The organism is Microcystis sp. M179S2 (genome assembly GCF_020245805.1).
GTDB lineage: Bacteria > Cyanobacteriota > Cyanobacteriia > Cyanobacteriales > Microcystaceae > Microcystis > Microcystis aeruginosa.
In genome coordinates, this window is sequence record NZ_JADBUE010000331.1 from 1 (window position 1) to 19,758 (window position 19,758).

General features: G+C 42.4%; 22 protein-coding genes and 2 pseudogenes. 13 read left to right on the forward strand and 11 right to left on the reverse strand.

Annotated features, from left to right (window positions below):
- Positions 1 to 189 precede the first annotated feature (189 nt).
- The gene (locus tag IM500_RS20535) at positions 190 to 417 is read left to right on the forward strand and encodes a hypothetical protein (RefSeq protein ID WP_287739444.1); all 228 of its coding nucleotides are present in this window, start codon (positions 190 to 192) and stop codon (positions 415 to 417) included.
- Positions 418 to 712: 295 nt separating this feature from the next.
- Positions 713 to 955, forward strand: a complete 243-nt coding sequence (locus tag IM500_RS20540) for a hypothetical protein (RefSeq protein WP_002795543.1) — start codon at positions 713 to 715, stop codon at positions 953 to 955.
- 60 nt (positions 956 to 1,015) lie between these two features.
- On the opposite strand, the gene IM500_RS20545 is transcribed toward IM500_RS20540, so the two are convergent.
- The gene (locus IM500_RS20545; protein ID WP_190719997.1) at positions 1,016 to 1,708 is read right to left on the reverse strand and encodes a pirin family protein; all 693 of its coding nucleotides are present in this window, start codon (positions 1,706 to 1,708) and stop codon (positions 1,016 to 1,018) included.
- A gap of 583 nt (positions 1,709 to 2,291) precedes the next feature.
- On the opposite strand from IM500_RS20545, the gene IM500_RS20555 reads away from it, so the two are divergent.
- The 8 genes from IM500_RS20555 to IM500_RS20590 all read left to right on the forward strand — a co-directional run bounded on the left by IM500_RS20555 (position 2,292) and on the right by IM500_RS20590 (position 7,765).
- Positions 2,292 to 2,822 (forward strand): ketoacyl-synthetase C-terminal extension domain-containing protein, encoded by a 531-nt coding sequence (locus IM500_RS20555; RefSeq protein ID WP_479724314.1) that lies wholly within the window; start codon positions 2,292 to 2,294, stop codon positions 2,820 to 2,822.
- 483 nt (positions 2,823 to 3,305) lie between these two features.
- Complete coding sequence (locus IM500_RS20560) at positions 3,306 to 3,587, forward strand: zinc ribbon domain-containing protein (protein ID WP_242034544.1); 282 nt, start codon at positions 3,306 to 3,308, stop codon at positions 3,585 to 3,587.
- Positions 3,588 to 3,691: 104 nt separating this feature from the next.
- Positions 3,692 to 4,471 carry an ABC transporter permease gene (locus IM500_RS20565; protein ID WP_287739445.1) on the forward strand — a complete coding sequence of 260 codons (780 nt, stop codon included), beginning with the start codon at positions 3,692 to 3,694 and terminating at the stop codon, positions 4,469 to 4,471.
- Between the two features lie 64 nt (positions 4,472 to 4,535).
- On the forward strand, positions 4,536 to 5,000 hold the full coding sequence (locus tag IM500_RS20570; RefSeq protein ID WP_287739446.1) for a hypothetical protein: 465 nt from the start codon (positions 4,536 to 4,538) through the stop codon (positions 4,998 to 5,000).
- 326 nt (positions 5,001 to 5,326) lie between these two features.
- Entirely contained in the window at positions 5,327 to 6,148 is an 822-nt protein-coding gene (cysH, locus tag IM500_RS20575; RefSeq protein ID WP_287739447.1) for a phosphoadenosine phosphosulfate reductase, read from the forward strand.
- A 57-nt stretch (positions 6,149 to 6,205) separates the two neighbouring features.
- Complete coding sequence (locus tag IM500_RS20580; protein WP_190720009.1) at positions 6,206 to 7,072, forward strand: alpha/beta fold hydrolase; 867 nt, start codon at positions 6,206 to 6,208, stop codon at positions 7,070 to 7,072.
- Between the two features lie 230 nt (positions 7,073 to 7,302).
- Positions 7,303 to 7,599, forward strand: coding sequence for a BrnT family toxin (locus IM500_RS20585; RefSeq protein WP_043995702.1), 297 nt, complete (start codon positions 7,303 to 7,305; stop codon positions 7,597 to 7,599).
- Entirely contained in the window at positions 7,586 to 7,765 is a 180-nt protein-coding gene (locus tag IM500_RS20590) for a hypothetical protein (protein ID WP_024970469.1), read from the forward strand. The genes IM500_RS20585 and IM500_RS20590 overlap by 14 nt, the downstream gene beginning before the upstream one ends.
- 297 nt (positions 7,766 to 8,062) lie before the next feature.
- Here the strand turns inward: IM500_RS20590 and IM500_RS20595 are convergent, their stop codons facing one another.
- Entirely contained in the window at positions 8,063 to 8,203 is a 141-nt protein-coding gene (locus tag IM500_RS20595; protein ID WP_242034545.1) for a hypothetical protein, read from the reverse strand.
- Positions 8,204 to 8,801: 598 nt separating this feature from the next.
- Here IM500_RS20595 and IM500_RS20600 point away from each other — a divergent pair.
- Entirely contained in the window at positions 8,802 to 9,008 is a 207-nt protein-coding gene (locus tag IM500_RS20600; RefSeq protein WP_002762605.1) for a hypothetical protein, read from the forward strand.
- A gap of 2 nt (positions 9,009 to 9,010) precedes the next feature.
- The gene (locus IM500_RS20605; RefSeq protein WP_190720012.1) at positions 9,011 to 9,532 is read left to right on the forward strand and encodes a hypothetical protein; all 522 of its coding nucleotides are present in this window, start codon (positions 9,011 to 9,013) and stop codon (positions 9,530 to 9,532) included.
- Positions 9,533 to 9,670: 138 nt separating this feature from the next.
- Here the strand turns inward: IM500_RS20605 and IM500_RS20610 are convergent, their stop codons facing one another.
- The 9 genes and pseudogenes from IM500_RS20610 to tnpA all read right to left on the reverse strand — a co-directional run bounded on the left by IM500_RS20610 (position 9,671) and on the right by tnpA (position 18,362).
- Positions 9,671 to 11,542: a GTPase family protein gene (locus IM500_RS20610; protein ID WP_287739448.1), complete on the reverse strand. Its 1,872-nt coding sequence runs from the start codon at positions 11,540 to 11,542 to the stop codon at positions 9,671 to 9,673.
- Between the two features lie 60 nt (positions 11,543 to 11,602).
- Entirely contained in the window at positions 11,603 to 12,478 is an 876-nt protein-coding gene (locus IM500_RS20615; protein WP_190359545.1) for a 3'(2'),5'-bisphosphate nucleotidase CysQ family protein, read from the reverse strand.
- 192 nt (positions 12,479 to 12,670) lie between these two features.
- Positions 12,671 to 13,513 carry a ChaN family lipoprotein gene (locus tag IM500_RS20620; RefSeq protein ID WP_190720022.1) on the reverse strand — a complete coding sequence of 281 codons (843 nt, stop codon included), beginning with the start codon at positions 13,511 to 13,513 and terminating at the stop codon, positions 12,671 to 12,673.
- A 98-nt stretch (positions 13,514 to 13,611) separates the two neighbouring features.
- Positions 13,612 to 14,811: a bifunctional rod-capping linker CpcD/ferredoxin--NADP reductase PetH gene (cpcD/petH, locus tag IM500_RS20625; protein WP_002762614.1), complete on the reverse strand. Its 1,200-nt coding sequence runs from the start codon at positions 14,809 to 14,811 to the stop codon at positions 13,612 to 13,614.
- Between the two features lie 292 nt (positions 14,812 to 15,103).
- A complete protein-coding gene (gene cpcD / locus IM500_RS20630; protein ID WP_190720028.1) occupies positions 15,104 to 15,325 on the reverse strand; it encodes a rod-capping linker protein CpcD in 222 nt (73 codons plus the stop codon).
- Positions 15,326 to 15,413: 88 nt separating this feature from the next.
- A pseudogene (locus IM500_RS20635) lies at positions 15,414 to 15,578 on the reverse strand (dual-specificity RNA methyltransferase RlmN); the annotation flags it as partial.
- 88 nt (positions 15,579 to 15,666) lie between these two features.
- Positions 15,667 to 16,224 carry a hypothetical protein gene (locus tag IM500_RS20640; protein ID WP_190720031.1) on the reverse strand — a complete coding sequence of 186 codons (558 nt, stop codon included), beginning with the start codon at positions 16,222 to 16,224 and terminating at the stop codon, positions 15,667 to 15,669.
- 283 nt (positions 16,225 to 16,507) lie between these two features.
- Positions 16,508 to 17,521, reverse strand: coding sequence for a dual-specificity RNA methyltransferase RlmN (rlmN, locus tag IM500_RS20645; protein ID WP_147073732.1), 1,014 nt, complete (start codon positions 17,519 to 17,521; stop codon positions 16,508 to 16,510).
- A gap of 435 nt (positions 17,522 to 17,956) precedes the next feature.
- Positions 17,957 to 18,362, reverse strand: a pseudogene (gene tnpA, locus IM500_RS20650) (IS200/IS605 family transposase).
- A 57-nt stretch (positions 18,363 to 18,419) separates the two neighbouring features.
- Here tnpA and IM500_RS20655 point away from each other — a divergent pair.
- Positions 18,420 to 19,742: an RNA-guided endonuclease InsQ/TnpB family protein gene (locus tag IM500_RS20655; RefSeq protein ID WP_287739449.1), complete on the forward strand. Its 1,323-nt coding sequence runs from the start codon at positions 18,420 to 18,422 to the stop codon at positions 19,740 to 19,742.
- Positions 19,743 to 19,758: the final 16 nt, after the last annotated feature.

The window sequence follows — 19,758 nt, forward strand, 5'->3', positions numbered from 1 at the left end:
GTTAAGGCAGGTGCGAAAAATCCTTCGGGAAAGAAGCAGAAACCCAAATCGTGAGGTTTGGGAATCGCCGTCCGTTTTACGGCGGCGAGGATGTCAAGGAACTGGAACGAAGGAAGGGACACGACGAATCCTGACTCCAACACCCCCTGCTCGGAAGAAGCTGGAATTTTTCAATGCTCAGGCGATTCGATGGATTTTGACCCTAGCTTGAAAAAGTTGCTCAAAGATACTTCTGGCAAGACGGATTGCGAAACGTTTATCAAAGTCTCGAAAAGCAACCACAAATTCGCTATCGAGTATTGCGCCAGACTTCTGCGGTTTACCGTCAACCATCACGGACCTGTAAAACGAAGGGAAATTAATCCTTGTTTGAAACGCAATGCGGTGGTGGAGTTTCAGGGTTTTCTATCTGATTGAATTTCTGTAAGGGGGTACTCACCTCCCTCAATTTCAAGCTGACGACAAGGAGACTACTCCATGAAAAATCGGCGTTGCTGAATCAAGGTATGAATGCCAACTGTGCAGGTTCCCGTGCAAAAGTTAGTTTGGCTCTAGCGCCATAATAATTACCCGGCGACAAGCCAGAACAAATAGTGGAAATAGGGAAAGACGAACGAGGCTGGGACTAACTAACTGGCAATAATGATAGCGAGAAAAGAAGTGGTTTAGTAGTGCCGAATTCCCGTTCCCAATCATTTAGGAGGTAGGAAAGATGACAATTTATGTCACCCGCGAGGGAGATAAACTGGTGGCCGATTCCCCACTGGAATTGGTGGAAAAATTACAACAATGTCAGGGCAGAATGGCGGAAACAAGACAGGACTTCATGACTCGGATGGCCGCACAGATGGTAGCCAGCCAAGGCGTTACCGTTCCTATCACCGATCCGGAGAATTTTATCGCCGAGCTAATCCACAACGATTTTCTGAGCGTGGTGGACAGTATTGATGGCTAAAAGTCGGCCGGGGAATTGGCAGGAAAACCTAGCCCCTAGGCTCCCTAACACTCAACCCCACTACCCTAGGTCAAAAAGCAAAATTTCCGAGTCTTCTAGAGATTGAATAGCCAAAGAAGTTTCCTCGCTAATTGCCGCTCCATCCCCCGCTTGTAAATGCACGCCATTTAGGTTTATTTGCCCTCTAGCCACTTGTAACCAGCCATAACGACTGGGGGCTAAGGAATGGGTGAGGGACTGGCCTAGGGGCAAAATTCCTGCGTAGAGATTAACGTCTTGATGGACTTTAACCGCCTTACCTGCGCCGGTGGGAGAGGCGATTAATTGTAAGGTATGGGGAGAAAATTCGATCGCTTTTTGTTCGTAACTGGGTTCTAGGTCTTTTTTGTCGGGAATAATCCAGATTTGCAGGAGATGGAGGGAATTAGTGGCAGAATGATTAAATTCACTGTGTTTTATCCCTGTTCCTGCGCTCATGCGTTGAATTTCACCGTGTCGAATCACGGAACCCGTGCCGAGACTATCTTTGTGTTCTAGTTCTCCCTCCAAAACATAGGTTAAAATCTCCATATCGTGGTGTCCGTGGGTGTGAAATCCTTTTCCCCCAATCACTTTATCCTCATTAATAACTCTTAGACTCCTAAAATTAATCTGTTGGGGATCATAATATTGGGCAAAAGAAAAAGTATGATAGGTATCCAACCAACCATAGTTAGCGTGGCCTCTTTCCTCAGCTTTGCGTATAGTAATCATCAGTTTTCCTCTTTTTTATCTCTATATTCCTAGTATATAAAATATTGCCAAAAATGATCAGTAGGCACTTAAAATTCAGATAGTTACCTTACCTTCTTTTTTAGCCCAAAAAGCCTCCTACTGGGGGCTTAGGAAGAATGTAGTTACTTCTTAGAGTAGAGCAAATTATGTCGAGAATTGGCAAATATAGCTCGATTTTTGTTGAAGCTGTACTGCATTTAAATTGCGTATTGAATATTTTAGTACAAATGCTCAAACTCCTTCTCCCTGCTCCCTTCTCCCCTCTCCCCGGCAGTCTTAACGAGTAATTTAGATAGTCAACAGCTTATTATTGCGGTAAAAACGCCTAACTATAGCATTTGGGCAGGTTACTTCATAATTTGCATTTCAGCTTGCTTGCTCAAGATTTCAGGTCAAACTTAAGCCAAATCTCGCCAATCTATCCCTAAATCTTGTAACTTCTGAGCCATCTTTTCTGCTACTTCTTCAGGGGTGGGAACAAGTTTACCTTCAGGGGTAAAAAAGCGTAATTGGCTGTCATGAACACCTAAAAATAATTCTAACTGAATTTACGGGGGATACTATAGCTTATTTTGAAGTCCATGGTACGGGAAAGGCCGTCGGTGATGCAACCGAATTAGAAGTCTTATCTCATGTTCATCCAGATACGGTAAATAAGGCCGTTATTGGTTTAATTAAAGCGAATATTGGCCATACTAAGGCGGCAGGGATAGCAGGGTTAATTAAAGTGACTATGGCGGTTCATCGTCAAATTTTACCACTGGTGACGGGATGCGAGCGCCATCAGGCTCAGTTAACCGAAGACAAGGCTAGGTTACAGGTATTAAAAGAGGGGCAAATTTGGCCAAATTCCTTACCTTTACGGACAGGAGTGAGTGCCATGGGTTTTGGGGGCATTAATAGTCATATTATCCTAGAGAGATTAAGTCAGATTCGTCGTCACACTTTAACGCAACAGGAACAAAAATTAATCCATTCTCCCCAAGATGCAGAGTTATTCCTATTGAGTGCAAATCGTCAAGAAGACTTACAAGCACAGGTTAATCGGTTATTAAATATTGTTCCACTTTTGGGAAATTTTGCTAAAATATGAAAAGCGGTAAAGCGCGCAAGGTATCAGGGGGACTGACCTCCCGATCCTTTGTATCTCAGAACAAATATCGCCCTCGGCCCGAAGACAAAATTCAGTTCCGTCCGCCGCCTGGCAGTCGGTGGACGTTAAGTTAAAATGCTGGTGGATTCGGTCTGACGGGGGCATAATTTTCGGATTGTGTCTAGTTAAGAGGAGTAGAAGCAGCAATCTCCCGTTACAGCCGTAGGCTTAAGGGTGAGAGTGTCAACACCTAATCATACCCAAAACCTCAAACCTCAAAAATTGATATTCCTAACCCATAAACGAAACTGTCGAGGAGAAAATTACCTACACACAGCCAGCAAAAGAGTAATAGATTGGTGTATTATTCATCAAATAGGGACGTTAATAATTGGGCATGATGAGCGGATGAAACAATCTCTTAATCTAGGAAAAAGGAATCATCAACAATTGGTCAATGTTCCTCATTATAGATGAAGAGAAATGTTAACCTATAAAGCTCAATTAAAAGGAATAAAAGTCATAATAACTGAAGAATCCTCTACCTCACAATCGAGTGATTTAGATAGGGATGAGTTACCTAAATATGGTGAAGAAAAACCATTATTTAAGGGAAAAAGGTTAGCTAGGGGAATTGATAAAATGGGAACAAATCAATCGTTAAATGCCGATGTCAATGGGGCATTTAACATCATTAGAAAAGTAATTCCTGATGTCGTTGACCAGGGAAGAAAGGGTTTGCCGTTTAACCCGCTCCGTGCTTGAACCACTACGAATGACTAAGCTTTCAGGCTTTTAAGTAAGTTTGAGTAAGTTTAGTTGAGCGGTAATCTCAAAAGGAAAAACAGATATTATTTTGATGAAAGGCTATGGGTATCAGCATCTTGAGAATCTGGGCGATCGCAGCTAACAGTTTTCGCGAGGTTATCCGCGAGCGCATTCTTTACTTTATCGGGTTTTTTGCCTTGTTGATGGCCTTCGCTTGGCGTTTATTACCGGAAATTGCGGTGGGAACCCATCAGAAAATCTTTCTTGACTTGGGATTAGCCGCTATCGGGTTATTAGGGGTAATTGTCGCGGTTTTTGTGGGTACAGGGCTAATTAATAAGGAAATTGACAAGAGAACTATTTTAGTTTTGATTCCTAAACCCCTGAGTCGGGCCGAATTTATCCTCGGTAAACACTTGGGTTTGTCCGGGGTTTTAGCGGTGATGTTGGGGGTAATGTTGGTGATTTACCTGCTGATGTTGTCGGGGATGAAAGTATCTTTTCAAGCTTTACCCCTGATTGTCTCGGTTTTCTATCTCGGTTTGGAATTAATTCTCATCGCAGCCGTGGCGATCGCTTTTGGGGTATTTACCAGTTCGATTTTAGCCACGTTAATGACTTTTGGGGTCTATCTCATGGGTCACATCAGCAAAGATCTGATCCAATTGGGTATAATCAGCAAAAATGCCAATATCCTCGCTATCACTAAAAATATTTATCTAATTCTCCCAGATTTAGAGAGATTAAATTTTAGAAACGAGGCCGTTTATGGTTTGCTGCCTAGTGCTGATGTCTTAATCGCTAATGCCCTCTACAGTCTCGTTTATACTGGTCTATTATTGGGTATCTCCATCCTTATCTTTTCACGACGACAATTTTAACTGGGGTTGCCGAGTCAAGGAATGAATGTCATCGCCATCGATTAGTTTATAGACATGATTAGCCATGAAATTAAAGGCACAGCTGCATATTTTAAGTCGAGACGCGGTCAATTACGGACTGGCCCCCGTAGTCATGGAAGAAGCGGTTAATCCCGTCCTTGCGGCCATGGCCAGACAGTTAAAACATTTACAATACTATGTGGTGCAGAATAGCCAGGGTGATTGGTTACTAACCACCTTAGCCCATCGGCGGCAGCCGCAACAGGAGAAAAGGGTAATCTATGCCTTTGCTACGGAAAAAATGGCCATATCTGCTCAAAATACCCCCAATTCACCCCTATCAACGCTCCTGATTCCCGTAACCCATCTTTTATTCCAATTATTTGCCCTAGAAAAAGTAGATAGTATTATTTTTCTGGAAAATGCACACACTGCTCAAACGGGAAAAGAAATCTCCCGGACCCAATTAAAGGCCAATATTGAAAAACAACTGCAAAAACTAGCGGCAATTCCTCCCCATCTTGCTTAACCTAGTGTAACCAGAGAGATTTTTGAGAAAGGAGGGTGTCGCTAGTGTGGGCCACACTTCACCCCATCAGATATAGTAGAAGTACAGTATATAGATTCTCAACCGTAAAACGACGGGGTTTTAACCCAAATTTTCGATAAAACGGCCCTCGATTGTCAAGCTGTATCCCTAACAATGAAGCAGTTAAACTAGGAGCCGTCGGAGGCGAAAGTCTCACCCACGTTTCTCAAGGGGAGGAGATGGAGGTGACTCTATTCTCGAACCCTAATGGATAGATTGGACTCTATCAGTATCCGCCGCTACTAATATCTTAAATCTTAGCCAGAATGCCAGATTTACACTTGCTTAATTCTCATCCACAGGCCCTAGAAACTGCCTTCATCCCCACTGCCGACCGGTCTTTTTCCTACCCTCTATCCCTCGACCTGGCCACAATTAATCAACGTTTTGACTCCGCTAACGCCGCAGAAATCGTCGCTTGGGCGGAAGCCACCTTTGGGGAAGGTTTGGTGATGAGTACCAGTTTCGGCATTCAAGCGGCGGTGATGTTGCACCTCGTCACCGCAATTATCCCCGATATTCCCATCATTTGGATCGATACCGGCTATCTTCCCCCAGAAACCTATCAATTTGCCGAAGACTTAAGCCAACGCCTCCATTTAAACCTGAAAGTTTATCAATCTCCCCTCAGTCCCGCCCGCATGGAAGCAATCCACGGTAAATTGTGGTCAAATAACGATCTGGACTCCCTCAATCTCTACGACAAAATCCGCAAGGTGGAGCCGATGCAACGGGCCCTGAAGGAATTAAAGGCCACCGCTTGGTTAGCAGGTTTACGTCGCGACCAAACCGACCACCGCAAAACTCTCCAATGGGTCAATCCACAGGGCGAACGTTACAAAATATTACCGATCCTTGACTGGAATGCCAAAACCATATACCAGTATCTGACTAAATACGATCTTCCCTACCATCCCTATTTTGATCTGGGTTATGTCTCCGTCGGCGATTGGCACTCCAGTCGGCCTTTAACCGCCGATGATAGCAACGAACGAGACACCCGTTTCAAGGGTTTAAAACAAGAATGCGGTCTTCATTTACCCTTAACCCCCGGAGAAGCACAAAGTCTCGACGCAAGCTCCCTATAACTGCCGGGGTGGGAAATTTGCCGGTGCGATCGGTTCCTAGACGTTGGACAATGGTTAATGATTATTAATCCCCCATTAACCATGGCTATTTTAGAAAATTTTCTCGAAGTCGGCTCTCTCAAGTGGTTTTATCGACAGGTTAACCCCGATCAACAACCGGATACAACCCCCGTGATCCTACTCCATGGTTTACCCGCCCATGGCTATATTTGGCGGGAATTATTAACCAGTTTAGAAGAATATAACATTAATGCCATTGCCCCCGATTGGATCGGTTCCGGTTTATCCGCTAAACCCGATGCCAGAGATTTCGCCTACACACCTAGCGCTTTTTGTCAAGCCTTGGCCGATTTTATTCAAGCTCTCCAATTGCCGAAAATCTCCCTCATTGTCCAGGGTTTTTTAGCCTCCGTCGGTTTACAATACGCCCTAGAAAATCCCGATAAAATTGAGCGTTTGATCGTTTTAAATACTCCCCTCTCCAGTGATGTTAAATTACCCTGGATAATGAAACAATGGGGGATACCTTTCCTCGGAGATATGGCGACTCAAGATCCCTTATTAGTCGATCGTACTTTAGAAACCGGTAGCGGTTTTGTGATTAGTGATGCAGATCTGGCTATTTTCCGTCAACCTTATCTAAAAACTTCGGCAGTGGGTCGCGCTTTACTGGCCACGATTCGCAATTTAAACCTATCGAAAACTATGGCAGAAATTGAGACAGGTTTAGAGAACTTTGAAAAACCTATCCTTTTTGTCTGGGGAATGGGCGATCCTTGGTTATCTTCTGTCACTGTCGAAAAATTAGCCACTAAATCAGGAGTGGAATTAATCCCCCTCGCAGAAGCGAAACACTATCCCCAAGAACATTGGTCAAAAGAAATTAGTCCACAGATTATTAATTTTCTCGGACGCAAAACCTAAAGAGCTATTTAAGGTGATGCAGAAATTGTCTCAATTACCCTTCTCTGATTATAGTAGAAGCGGAGGCTTCGCTTTTTCAAAATTTCTGCGTTTAGGGCTAGTAATTTATCGATATAACAAAAAATTATTGAAGTTTAAATAGTGATAAAAATTTTTGTTCGTTCAAAACGATAGGTAAGGAGGAGATATAGGAATAATTCTCTACAAAGACAATTTTTGGAGATTTATTTATGCAATTTAGAGAATTTGACTGGGATCAGTCTAAAAGATATTCTAATATAGAGAAGCATGGGATAGATTTTGCGGCTGTTCCTCCTATTTTCGATGGTCACTGTCTAATCAGAGAAGATAATCGCCAAGATTACCAAGAAATAAGGATGTGTTTGCTGGGACAATTAAACGGGATAATCTGTTATGTTGTCTATACTATAAGAGGGGAAACTTGCCGATTGATTAGTGCTAGGAGAGCAAACGAACGTGAGCGAAGAAAGTATCAAGAGAGTATCCCCCAAGATGGGGATTGTTAACACAAAAGAGGAAAGGCAAGATTTAACCGATTGGGAGCGAGTTAAATCGATGAGCGATGCAGAAATCGAGGCTAATGCTTTGTCAGATCCCGATGCGCTCCCTTTTGATGATGATTGGGAAAATGCGGCGATTATTTCTGCTTACAATAAATTAACATCTCAATAATTGCTAAAACTGATAATTGTCTCAGGGTTACTTGTTATGAAAGTTTAATAGACTGTTGTTCAAGAAAATAGTGATAAATTTTTTTGTTAGCTCAAAACAATAAGCAGGTAATCATTTGATAGTAATCATTCCACATTACCCTCAAATCGAATTACTTAATATTGATTATTTGAACCATATTTTCAAGTCTATGTATATAGGCCTGATGATAAGCTAAACGGCTTTTACTTCGGATCACCGATATAGACTCCAAAAGGGTTATAGCTGTTGGATCATGCAGGTTAAGCGCCGTTTAGCTTATCTCCATGCTTCTAAAATACTTTGTAATAATTCATCTTTTGAAAAACAACCAGAATCAGCTACATCTTCAATTTGTCTGATTAGATCATCTTCTAACTCCAATTCTAGCATACTCACTTGTTTAGTTGTGTCTGCCATACTTTTATCTATCTAAAAGTTGATGGAACTATCATACCATAGGAACTCAGCACTGTGGTATCTATTGAACCCCACATTACACCCACATTACACCCATTGCTATGCCTTGCATATATGTATATATAATACCACCTACTAAATACCCTATTATACCCCCTATTGTACCTAAGCATGAATAAAACCTAAGATTATTTTGGTTAAAATTTGCGAAAAATAGCCTTTTAATAACAAATAAGTCGATAAGTTGATGGTATTTGACCTATTGCACCCATTGAGTACCGTCAGGACTCGTTTATGTTGATTTGACATAGTTGACATATCTGGTGTAATTGCTTGACATATCCAGTGTAATAGTTGGTTGACATATCTGGTGTAATTAGGGTAAGATAGGATACTGTAGTTAGGATGCTAAGTTTCTAAAGGCAGACTATTATGGACATCTATGAGAAAGGACGATGACAACCCTTAAATCAAACTGTAGGGTCAATTCATGAATTGACCCTACTATAGCCCTCAATGGTAAAAATGGCTCTTCTCGACCTTAGTGATCAGTTATCAGTGAATCGATACAATCCATTCACTGAATTAACAAAAAAAAATGGCTACCAGACAATTTCGAGTAAATCTTAGTCAAAAGGACTCTGAATATCTTAAAGAAATAGCTAAAGAGCTAGACTTAACAGAGTCTGAAGTCATTCGTAAAGGATTAAAACTCATGGCTTTATATGCTAAAACTGAGACGGAGGAAGATACTCAATTAATACTGCAAAAAGGTAATGAACAGAGACCACTACTAATTGTTTAGTTATGACCAGTGATTCAAAAAATGAGACAGAGGAAGTTAACAACCCAAAAGCTCCCAGCGCTTCTTTGGCTCTTCCAACTGAAAGGAACTCTGTGCGTCATAATCTAAAGAAGAATCCGGAGCCTTATCATTTAGACAATGAAGTATCTGAATTTGATAAACCAGCTACAGCTATATCACCCTCAGACCAAAGACATAATTTTAATACTAAAGTAGCTGGTTCCTTAGCAAAGTGGCTTTGGTTGGGATTGTTAGCCACTGCTGGTTTACAAATTCTTTCTATTTGTCTCATTTCTTTTGCTTCTCTTGGAATTTTTAATTTAAATATAAATTTGAAAGCTATCGAAGAACAAGAAGTACAAAGTAGAGTGGATAAAGCGGTAACCCTAATTAATGATTCTTCTAAGACAATTTATACTTTTTTGGGGCCAATAGCTACAGCAGTCACTGCCTTTTATTTTAGTGGTTTGGGTAGTTCGTCGAAAACTAACGATGAAAACTCGGAAAATGAAAGAAATGAATAGAACTTTTAAAAAAACACGAAAAAATCTCTCTTATTGGTAGTTTTAGTACAAGGGACAGAAATCTCAACCCCAGAAACCTCTCCTCCCCACTCTCCTATACTTTTAGATTGGAAGAAAGTTTTAGCTTAATTAATCTGGTTAAAGGCCTGTTTTTGTCGTTTCTAAATACCCCTGATAACTTGACCGGAACTGTTCGATCGATAGGTTCTTTGTCCAATATTCTACCAGAGCATGACCCCAGGCCCAAGCTTCCTTGTCGGCAGTGCTAGAATTCTCTAATAGTATTGGCCAAAGTGCCAATAAATCAAAACTTTTATTCTCCGGATTCAAGAGAGAATAAAGCTCGTAGGCCATCTGTAATTTACCGATCGCTACTGGTAATTGTTCCACAGGAATTTGTTCAGCTAAAAGATAGGCTAAGGTCGGTCTTCCTGTGGCTAAAGTGGAGATAAAACCGAGAATAGGACTTTTTAATAGGGCCGTTAAACCTTGCCCCGTGGCCATCTGTAAAGTATAGCGATCGATTATTTTCGCCGCTGCCAGGGTTCGAGTTTCTAAATCCACTAAAAAACGGGCTAAACGCAACTGTTTTGCGGGCGAAATTGCCCCCAGCAAAGCGATTGATAACTCCTCATCCCCCCAAGCTTCTCTATCCGGCTGTTGACTGACCATCGGCAAAATGCGATCGCAGAGATTCTCGAATAATTCCGCCCGATACTGCAAGCATTCGCGGATATTGACTTCTTTGGGACTTTCTCCCGTCAGCCAATTATAGGGAGGTTGCCACTCTCGCACCGGACGCAGGCGATCAACTTGAGAAACACAGACTATAACTGGTAAATTGTCAATAGTTTGTTGCAAATCTTTAAGAAAAGCCTCATCCATGGCCAGGGCGGGATCGAGGGCGGGAGTTACCAGAATCAATAAATCGGCGTTTTCGGCATAATTGAGAACCTTTTGCCGATAATAAGCCCGATTTGCCTGTTCGTAGCCCGGGGTATCCCAGAGGATTAACTCGTCTCCTTCTGGGGTTTGCCAATGGTAGGATTGGATCGCGTCGGTACTGGGCAATAGATCCACTTGGGCTAAATCGGCCCGAAAGAGAGTATTGATTAAACTGCTTTTGCCGGCCCCGGTGCGTCCAACCAGCAGAATATTAACCGGTTGGCGATCGATTTCCGTGATTGGTTCAGCTTGGGCGAGAATTTCCTTGAGAGTAGTAGTGGCGATTTTCGTCTTGGTGGGGAGAGTTGGGGCGAGATTACTGCCACTGTAGAGTAACACCGCTTGGCGAGAGAGATTTCTCAGGGCATTTTCCCGCAAAACTTGCCCTAAATTGACTAATAATTGCTGATCCGCTCGATCGCTGTACTTTTGACTGGCCACTTTAGCCACAGCCGCGGCGGGATTGATCACCCATTGCGCCCAATTCCAGACTTGCCAAAGTTTCCGGGCTGAGGGTTGCAATTTTTGATAAACTTCGTAGGCCTGATAGGCTTGCCCGATGGTGATTTGATTCAGGGCCGGGGAAAGATTCTGCATCCAGCGATCGCTATCATCCACAGTTCCCCGAATTAAACCGTAGGCCTGGGGAATGTAAATATTTAATAAGGGGTACTTGACATCGGGGTAATATATATGAGCGATGGCACTGACCAAATCCTGACAGCGTTGCCAAAAAGTCGCCCAATCTTCCCAAACCGGGCGATCATTGCGGGCCTCGACGATAATCCTCTCGATAATTTCCTCGACATTGCCCCCGGAATCACCGTCAGGAGGGGTTAATTCTGCCTTAATTTCCCCAATGGCGGCTTCAATTTCCCCGACCACTGGGCGCGTCCATTTGACCAACAGGAAGCGCCAAGCGACAAAAATCAGGGTAAAAACTGCCCAAATCCAATTCAAACCCCATTGATGTATCTGAAAGCCGGCGGCCACGATCAGAAAAATCACCACGGCGGCGATCGGAACTGCTAAAATCAACCCTTGCCAAGTTTTTAACCGTAACATTGCTCGATCTGGTTTTTTTCCATTCTACCGATCTCTGATTCTCGGTTAGGGGGGCAGAAATTAGACAGTGGCATCAATTTGGGCGAGGATTGCCGTGGATAACTGACAAAGTTGTTGATGACAAGGACCATTACTAGCCATGATCCCCCCCCATTGCCGCACATCGCCGCGATTATAGCGCACGGGTTGACCGTCAAAATAGGAAAATTTGCCGCCTGCTTCCGTTAAAATCAACTCCGGAGCGGCAAAATCCCAGTCTTTAGCCGCCGATTTCCCCGATAGGGAGATATAAACATCGGATTTTTGTTCGAGGATCGTGGCAATTTTACAGCCCACACTAGCCACATAATTTTTACCGAAGAAGGGTATTTGACTTAATAAATTATCAAAACGTTGGTCGCGATGGGTACGACTAACCACCAGATAGAGATCGGTAATTTTATCTTTATTGGCAACTTTTACCTGTGTAATATTTCCGTGGCTAGTTTCTAGAAAAGTGCCTTTTCCTTTTTGGGCAAAATAGAGTTTTTCTTGATCAGGTAGGGCAACCACGGCGATGATCGGTCTTCCCTGATAACATAAAGCGATATGTAGGGCATATTCTCCCGTTTTGTTGATAAAATCGCGGGTTCCGTCCAAAGGATCGATAATCCATACCCAATCTTTCGGGATAGCTTCATTGCCTTGATGGGTTTCCTCGCTCAGATAACCAAAGTCGATATCAGAAAAATTTGTTTGTAATTCCCCTAAAATATAGTTATTTGCCGCTAAATCCGCCGCCGTCACAGGTCCGCCTTTTTTCTTCTTGTTGACGGCTAAATCCTGTTCACCGCGGTGGTAGGATTGGAGAATTTTAGCACCACCCCAACCGACGGCACGAGTCACAGCTAAAATGCGATCGAGTGTTTCGGTATCTTGACAGGTTAAATTAATCATAAAATAGCCTCAGTTTTTCAGACTTATTATACTAAATCCGTTGAGTATAGGCTACTCATAGAGGAGAGGCAAAAGGCAAAAGGCAAAAGGCAAAAGGGGAAATAAATAATCAGTTTTTCAGACCTATTATCTACTAAATTGAAAGACTGGCATCTTAGCTTATCATCCCTTGCTTCCTAACTCCTGACGGGCTTAATTTTGCTCTTGCCAAAAATAATCGGCGGGTTTTTTGGTTTCTGCTGGTGATGATTGAGGAGCATCTCCCAAGAAAACCGAGCGCTGGATGACGCGATCGCCTAATCTTCTTTGGACTCGACTGGGAATACCGTAACCGTAGGCAATATGACCTTTTCCTGCTAGGACGATGATCTGATAGTCGGGATGAGCTTGCCAGAATTTAGCGATCGCATCGGCCATGGTTTCATCCCAGAGGACCTGTGCCAGAAAAAAGCGATCGAATCCCTGACTTTTGCCCCCCGTGTGTTGCTGATAAACGGCTAAGATCTGTTGACGATACTCCTCGTTATCCTGGTTTATTTCGCTTTTAGGGGGAATGTAGGTCATTTCTGAGGTGGAGAGGCTTTCTAAGCCCTCCCGTGCCACTTTTCTAGTGATTTCCGTGGGTGTATTTAGGGCGATAGCTGGTAGTTTTTTCGCCTTGGCCAAGCGCAGGATCGGGGCGTAAAATTCCCAATCAAATCCCCAACGTTGGTCGTATTCACTTTTTTCTCTCAACTGATTTTCGCTAATTTTGCCGGCTAAATACTGATCCAAATAGATTTGGTAAGGACGTTGAAACATCTCAAAAGCGATCGCTATTTGGGGATTATTAGCCTGTAAATACTCGATAATAGCTAATTGGGCCTGATGGTCGGCTTGACTATCGTGCCTTTCCCCCAGATAAATAATCTCGGCTGTTTTTAAATCGGCCAGAATTTGTTTTTGGCTATTAGTAAAACTCCAGGCCTGGGGCAGCAAAATAAACAGTAAGCAGAGGGCAAGGAAAACGGGAAAAAAGCGTCGAGAGAATTTCATCTTTTTAAAGGTCTTTTAAGAAACTGATCTTAACCGAAGCCAAGACAAAAAGGGTGAGCAATGCCCACCCGCAAAAATTTTCAGAGAACCTTTCTGGTTTAGTAGGTTTCTACGTGCCAGCGATGTTCTTTTTTCAGTTGTTTCTGATAGACAGACCAATCGGTGCCATTTTTATTGGCAGCACCACTGATAGCATCGTCGATACCATCTTCCATCCCTTTAAGTCCGCACATATAAGCGTGGGTTTTGGGACTTTGGAGTAGATTCCAGATTTCGTCAGCGTGTTCGGCTACCCGGTGTTGAATATACATTCTGCCGCCCTGGGGATTTTGCTGTTCCCGGCTGATGGCATAGGTGAGACGGAAGTTATCGGGGAATTCCGCCGCGATTTTCTCTAATTCTTCTTGGTAGAGAATATTGGCCGTTTTGGGAACTCCGAAAATCAACCAAGCTAGACCTTTGAATTTATAATCTTCGTGTTGTTCCTTGAACATCCGCCAGAGGAAAGCTCGGAAGGGAGCGATTCCCGTCCCGGTGGCCATCATAATGATAGTGGCATCTTCATCACTGGGCAGCAGCATTTCCTTACCCACCGGACCAGTAATAGCCACATCGGCACCCACCTCTACATTACAGAGATGGGTGGAACAAACTCCATAAACGGTTTCCTTGGTTTCTGGATGTTGGTATTCTAACTGACGCACGCAGAGGGATACGGTTTTATCGTCTAATTTATCACCATGACGGGTGGAGGCGATCGAATAGAGTCTCAATTTATGAGGTTTGCCATTAGCATCGGTACCCGGGGGGATAATACCGATACTTTGGCCTTCTAAATAGCGTAAATCGCCCCCAGAAAGGTCAAAGGTGACGTGTTGTACGATGCCGATACCCCCCTCATCAACGAGAGGATAATTCTCGATACATTTGCCGATAAAGGGTTGATTCGGACGGTAGATGTTGACGGGGATATCTGTTTTTTCTTTCGCTTGAGTCATGGCCTTTTTCTTGGTCTGTTCGGGGACGGGCGATGATTGAGCGATTGGCTGTGGTGTGGAGGCACTAGAAACAGTTGCTACGGGGGCAATCCCATTGAAGGGTTTGATGCTGACGATACGACCACCTAAACGGGTAATCCGACGCATTTCTTGATTCATGCGACTGTAGGGAACCGTGAAAAACACGCTTCCACTCTGACGGATTGAATAATCCAAGCTGTCAGTATTGTCGTTTTGATTGAGACCCGCCACTTCGTAAACAAATAAACGGTTTCCCGCTAGTGTACTCGGACTGTACATTAAATATAACTCCCAACTCAAGTCACGATAATCGTTCCATAGTTTAGCCTACCATCGGTACACTACACCTAGGCCTAATTGAGAGTTATCTTAAAAAAACCACAGACATCGCTTTTATCTTTATCCTTAAGGATAGGTCAACTCTCTGGTTAAAATCTGTTACATTTGCAGCATTTTTACTTTTTATTAAGATTTCTGCTACTTTTCCCTATTTGTGCTAAAAATCCCCCTGGTTTGCCTGATCAGGACAAGAGCGGGGGACAGATATTAGCGATGATTATTTTATGAACTACTAGACCTCGGCTGCGTTTAAGGGTTTAATGCTGACGATGCGAGCGCCTAAACGGGTAATCCGACGCATTTCTTGATTCATGCGGCTATAGGGAATGGTTAAAAAGACACTGCCACTCTTACGGATAGAATAATCTAGGTTATCAGTATTGTCATTTTGACTTAAACCGACGACTTCATAGACAAAAAGGCGATTTTCTTTGGCACTAGAGAGACTTTGCATCGAAATGGCTCCTACATTGATGTTATAGTTCTCTAGTTTAGCCTAGCAGGGAGACTAGCAATCTAGTTAATGGCCGATTTACGCCTGTTTATTGTACCATAACGCTCGATCGCAATTGTCCACAGGCTGCATTGGCCGCTAAACCTCTCGAATAACGGACAGTAACGGCGACTTTTTCCTGTTCTAAAATAGTTTTAAAAGTCTTAATTCTCTTTTCATCAGGCCGTTGATAATCCACCTCTTGAATGGGATTAAGTGATCGCTGTTAATTGTTTGAAGATCAGCCTGCTGATAAGTCGCAACGCTACCTCCTTGATCTAGTGTAGTCGATTGATGTCGTACTACTTATCATCCTTGATGATGTCTCGCAGATCTGTACTGACCTGGAAGGACAATAGAAATGTCCCTTTAGGGGTTTGTATAGTAGTAAATCTCCAAAAAAGAGAAATTTGTTCATGTCGAGTTCTTAGCAAGAAACTTTTTATATTATACCTATCTTGAACGCTAGTATATTCTTGCAGAACCGTATAGTCTTTACAGACACCGTACTCCTGATTGAATACCTTTAAAACACTTTTTACCATAGAAATTTGTTGATTAATTTTATCTAAGGCATCTTTTCGATCTTTTTCACTTGAATCTGAATGTAGTGATATAAATTTGATCGCACTATCCCTCCAAAAATCGACCGCCCCATCAATATTACCCGCTTTGTAAAGCTGCAAAAAATCACGAACAGGCACAGGAAGTTGTGCCATCTCCTCATCATCAATTACGATCAAGGTGGGTGTGGTTGGTTCTTGGCCGACAAGTAGCGGTTGACTATAAGCTACCCCAGGAAAACAATTAAAAACCGCTAAAGTTCCTAAAGCTGCAATTGCTAATATTTGACTTTTCATGATCCTTACCCCTGAACTCGAAAAAATCACCAACAGTCGAGTTACTGCGGTTGACAAGTACTAAAATCTACTTCTCTGAAAAAATTCCGTGGCAGTATAACCAAAACCGCTAGTTAAAGAAGCACACTTAACAGTTACTTGCCCCCACCGTTGAGGTGTTGCCCGATAACCATCCCGATCTTGATTAAATTTTACAATTATTAACAAACAACACCGCTAAAACTCCTCTGTTACTCTAATTATAACAGAGAAAACTGATGATAGAGTAGTGAACAAATCAAGTTTATTTGACCATGACGCTCGCTCGCAATTGTCCACAGGCCGCATCGGCCGCTAAACCTCTGGAATAACGGACAGTAACGGCGACTTTTTCCTGTTCTAAAATAGTTTTAAAAGCCCTGATTCTCTTTTGATCAGGCCGTTGATAATCTACCTCTTGAATAGGATTATAGGGGATGAGATTGACGTGGGATTGAAAACCTTTCACCAGTTTGGCTAATTCCCCTGCGTGTTCGGGTAAATCATTAACTCCCGCTAAAAGAATGTATTCAAATGTCACCCTTCGTCCCGTGATTTGAACGTATTCCTGACAGTCTTGGATCAGATTAGTTAGGGGATAATGGTCGGCACTGGGGATTAATTTGGAGCGAACTTGTTGATTAGAAGCATGGAGACTAACGGCAAAAGTTATTTGCAAATTATGTGCCGCTAGTTGCTTGATTTTATGGGGCAATCCCACGGTAGAAATCGTTAAACAACGCTGACCGATACCCACATCTTGATTCAGGCAATGAATCCCTGTCACCACTTCGGGGATATTTAATAAAGGTTCCCCCATCCCCATAAACACCACATGACTAACTCGCTGCTGAAAATCCTCCTGTACTGTTAACACTTGGTCAACGATTTCATAAGCTTTTAAATTACGAGTAAAACCCCCTTTTCCCGTGGCACAAAAATCACAGGCCATGGGACAACCCACTTGGGAAGAAACACAGACTGTTAATCTTTTTTCACTAGGAATTCCCACCGCTTCGATAATTAAACCATCGGCCAGTTTTAGCAGATATTTACGAGTGCGATCGGGTGCTACACTGCGATAATGTATAAGGGAACGACCAATAGGATAGTCTGCCATCTTGCTGCGCCATTCTTGGGGGAATACGGAAATATCAGCCAAAGAATGCACTCCTTTTTCGTATAGCCATTGGTGTAATTGTTTACCCCGATAAGCGGGTTGTCCCTGGTCTTTTACCCAGTCGGTCAGTTCCTCTAAAGATTTCGCTAGTAAAGTCATAATTGTTATCGTTGAGCGTCTTACCATTCTAACCGATCGATCATCCCTAGAAGCAAAACCTGAACAAAATTGTATTCATTAATTGACATCTTTTACCTTTACTCCTTCTCTAGTCTTTGTTAGTCAATAGACCTCTTGCAAAAATCAAAAATCTTCCGTTAGGTGAGGAGCCAGTAGTCAGGAGTCAGGAGTCAGGAGAATTAAGAATGAGCATTAATCAATTAAATGCTCTATTTAGAGATTTTATGCAATTTTATGTCTATTTTTCTCATTTTTGCACTCTCGAAAATTAATTATGCAAAAACTCTAATTAAATACTTAAAACTATAACTTAAACTTAGCCTGACGACAAAAACCAGAGAAATCGTGAGCGAGGGTTAGCCATCCGTTTTAACGGATGGTAGTCGAGCGAACAAGGGGATTTATCCCCCTGTATCATTTATTAGTTTGATTCTCAATGTATTTTTTAATAGTTTCCGTAGAAGCGTTGCCAGCAGTTGAGCAGAAATAGCTAGGAGTCCACAGAGTGGGTAGTTTTAACAATTCTGGAAATTCTTTTCTTAAGTGATGAGATAGTCTCCCTTTGATTCTTTTAATTATTGTGGTCGGGGAATAACTAGGGTCTGATTCCAAAAATAAATGAATATGATCTGGCATTATTTCTAATGCGTTCTCGCGTTGCGACCAACCTCCAGTTATTTTCTTGGCACAGGTCAAAAATAATCGACTGCGCTCTTAACTTAATGTCCCCTTTTAATACCGCTTTTCTCCGTTTTGGACACCAGACAAAGTGATAGTTAAGTATTGTTACCGAATGAGGATTTCTTCTATAATCTTCCATCTACCCTTGACAAATAGTGTATTTCCAACCTAGCCTATATACAGGAGGTAAGTCAAGATGTACGGAGTTCAAGAAGTTCTCATCCATACAGACAGCGAGATAAGGGCTGTCTTAGAGTTTGTCTGTGAAGAAGCTAACAAGCTGGCTAATTGTGGTATTTATTATTGTCGGCAAATGCTTTTTAAGGCAGGGCGATATATCGGTAAATATGACCTTGATTCTCAGTTGAAAAATCACCCTCATTTTCGAGCCATGCGGTCATGTTGCGCTCAACAATTGCTCCATGATGTTGCTGAATCTTTTTCTTCCTATAAAGGGCTTTTAGGTCTCTGGAATAAAGGGCAATTACCTAATAAGCCTAGACCACCTAAATATCGAAAGAAAGGGGGGATGGCAGTAGTAACCTATAGGGCAAGATGTGTGAAGTTAACCGAAAAAGGGTTAAGGTTTTCGTTGGGGGATCAGGTAAAAGCTTGGTTCGGGATTGATAGTTTTTATCTGCCAATGCCGTCTAATTTGAGGTTTGAAGACATTAAAGAGTTTCGGATCGTTCCTAGAAATCTTAGTTTTTATCTTGAGTGTGTTTATAAGCAACCCGATCAAGAAAAAGTTAAGCCTAATAACAATGTGCTAGGAATAGATCACGGATTGGGTAACTGGTTAACCTGCGTTTCTAACACGGGAAAGTCTTTTATCTTTGACGGAAAAAAGGTTAAGTCTCAAAATCAATGGTATAACAAGCGAGTTGCTCAAATTAAGACTGGTAAGCCGCAGGGTTACTGGGATGATGAATTAGCTAAAATAACCGAAAGGCGTAACCGACAGATGAGAGACGCTACCAATAAAGCTGCTCGTTTTATTATCAATTGGTGTCTCGGCCATGACATTTCTACTGTCGTTTTTGGAGGGAATCAGCGACAAAAAGACTCGATTGAGTTAGGAAAGAAAGTTAATCAAGAATTTGTTAGTATTCCCACAGCGAAGCTTAAAAATCGCATTGGTCAATTGTGTGAAAAGTACGGGATTAAATTCGTTGAGACTGAGGAAAGCTACACCTCAAAGGCTTCTTTTTTAGATGGTGATTCGCTACCTAAATTCGGTGAGAAACCCGAAGGGTGGCAGTCATCAGGTAAAAGAATTAAAAGAGGTTTGTTTAAAGCTTTTAGTGGTCAATTAATTAATGCTGATTGCAACGGTGCGGCCAAGATCATTAAAAAAGTAGCCACACAGCTAGGGGTTTCTCTAGATAAGGTGGGTAGGGCATCTTTGACAGTGCCACAACGATATAAATTGGATAGCCTTTCTAAAATATATCGTAATCGAATAGAAGCGCGGTTTCAACCCGCTTCTATTCACCGATTAGAATCCCCGTCTTTTTAAAGCGGGGAGATGTCAA

Coding starts and splice junctions, on each gene's coding strand:
- IM500_RS20620 (WP_190720022.1), bottom strand. CDS start 13,513: ATGAAATTCTCTCGACGCTTTTTTCCCGTTTTCCTTGCCCTCTGCTTA.
- IM500_RS20590 (WP_024970469.1), top strand. CDS start 7,586: ATGGGGATTGTTAACACAAAAGAGGAAAGGCAAGATTTAACCGATTGG.
- IM500_RS20595 (WP_242034545.1), bottom strand. CDS start 8,203: ATGGCAGACACAACTAAACAAGTGAGTATGCTAGAATTGGAGTTAGAA.
- IM500_RS20655 (WP_287739449.1), top strand. CDS start 18,420: ATGTACGGAGTTCAAGAAGTTCTCATCCATACAGACAGCGAGATAAGG.
- IM500_RS20600 (WP_002762605.1), top strand. CDS start 8,802: ATGGCTACCAGACAATTTCGAGTAAATCTTAGTCAAAAGGACTCTGAA.
- IM500_RS20580 (WP_190720009.1), top strand. CDS start 6,206: ATGATTATTAATCCCCCATTAACCATGGCTATTTTAGAAAATTTTCTC.
- rlmN (WP_147073732.1), bottom strand. CDS start 17,521: ATGACTTTACTAGCGAAATCTTTAGAGGAACTGACCGACTGGGTAAAA.
- cysH (WP_287739447.1), top strand. CDS start 5,327: ATGCCAGATTTACACTTGCTTAATTCTCATCCACAGGCCCTAGAAACT.
- IM500_RS20615 (WP_190359545.1), bottom strand. CDS start 12,478: ATGATTAATTTAACCTGTCAAGATACCGAAACACTCGATCGCATTTTA.
- IM500_RS20535 (WP_287739444.1), top strand. CDS start 190: ATGGATTTTGACCCTAGCTTGAAAAAGTTGCTCAAAGATACTTCTGGC.
- IM500_RS20545 (WP_190719997.1), bottom strand. CDS start 1,708: ATGATTACTATACGCAAAGCTGAGGAAAGAGGCCACGCTAACTATGGT.
- IM500_RS20605 (WP_190720012.1), top strand. CDS start 9,011: ATGACCAGTGATTCAAAAAATGAGACAGAGGAAGTTAACAACCCAAAA.
- cpcD/petH (WP_002762614.1), bottom strand. CDS start 14,811: ATGTACAGTCCGAGTACACTAGCGGGAAACCGTTTATTTGTTTACGAA.
- IM500_RS20610 (WP_287739448.1), bottom strand. CDS start 11,542: ATGTTACGGTTAAAAACTTGGCAAGGGTTGATTTTAGCAGTTCCGATC.
- IM500_RS20585 (WP_043995702.1), top strand. CDS start 7,303: ATGCAATTTAGAGAATTTGACTGGGATCAGTCTAAAAGATATTCTAAT.
- IM500_RS20540 (WP_002795543.1), top strand. CDS start 713: ATGACAATTTATGTCACCCGCGAGGGAGATAAACTGGTGGCCGATTCC.
- IM500_RS20640 (WP_190720031.1), bottom strand. CDS start 16,224: ATGAAAAGTCAAATATTAGCAATTGCAGCTTTAGGAACTTTAGCGGTT.
- IM500_RS20570 (WP_287739446.1), top strand. CDS start 4,536: ATGAAATTAAAGGCACAGCTGCATATTTTAAGTCGAGACGCGGTCAAT.
- IM500_RS20565 (WP_287739445.1), top strand. CDS start 3,692: ATGGGTATCAGCATCTTGAGAATCTGGGCGATCGCAGCTAACAGTTTT.
- cpcD (WP_190720028.1), bottom strand. CDS start 15,325: ATGCAAAGTCTCTCTAGTGCCAAAGAAAATCGCCTTTTTGTCTATGAA.
- IM500_RS20560 (WP_242034544.1), top strand. CDS start 3,306: ATGTTAACCTATAAAGCTCAATTAAAAGGAATAAAAGTCATAATAACT.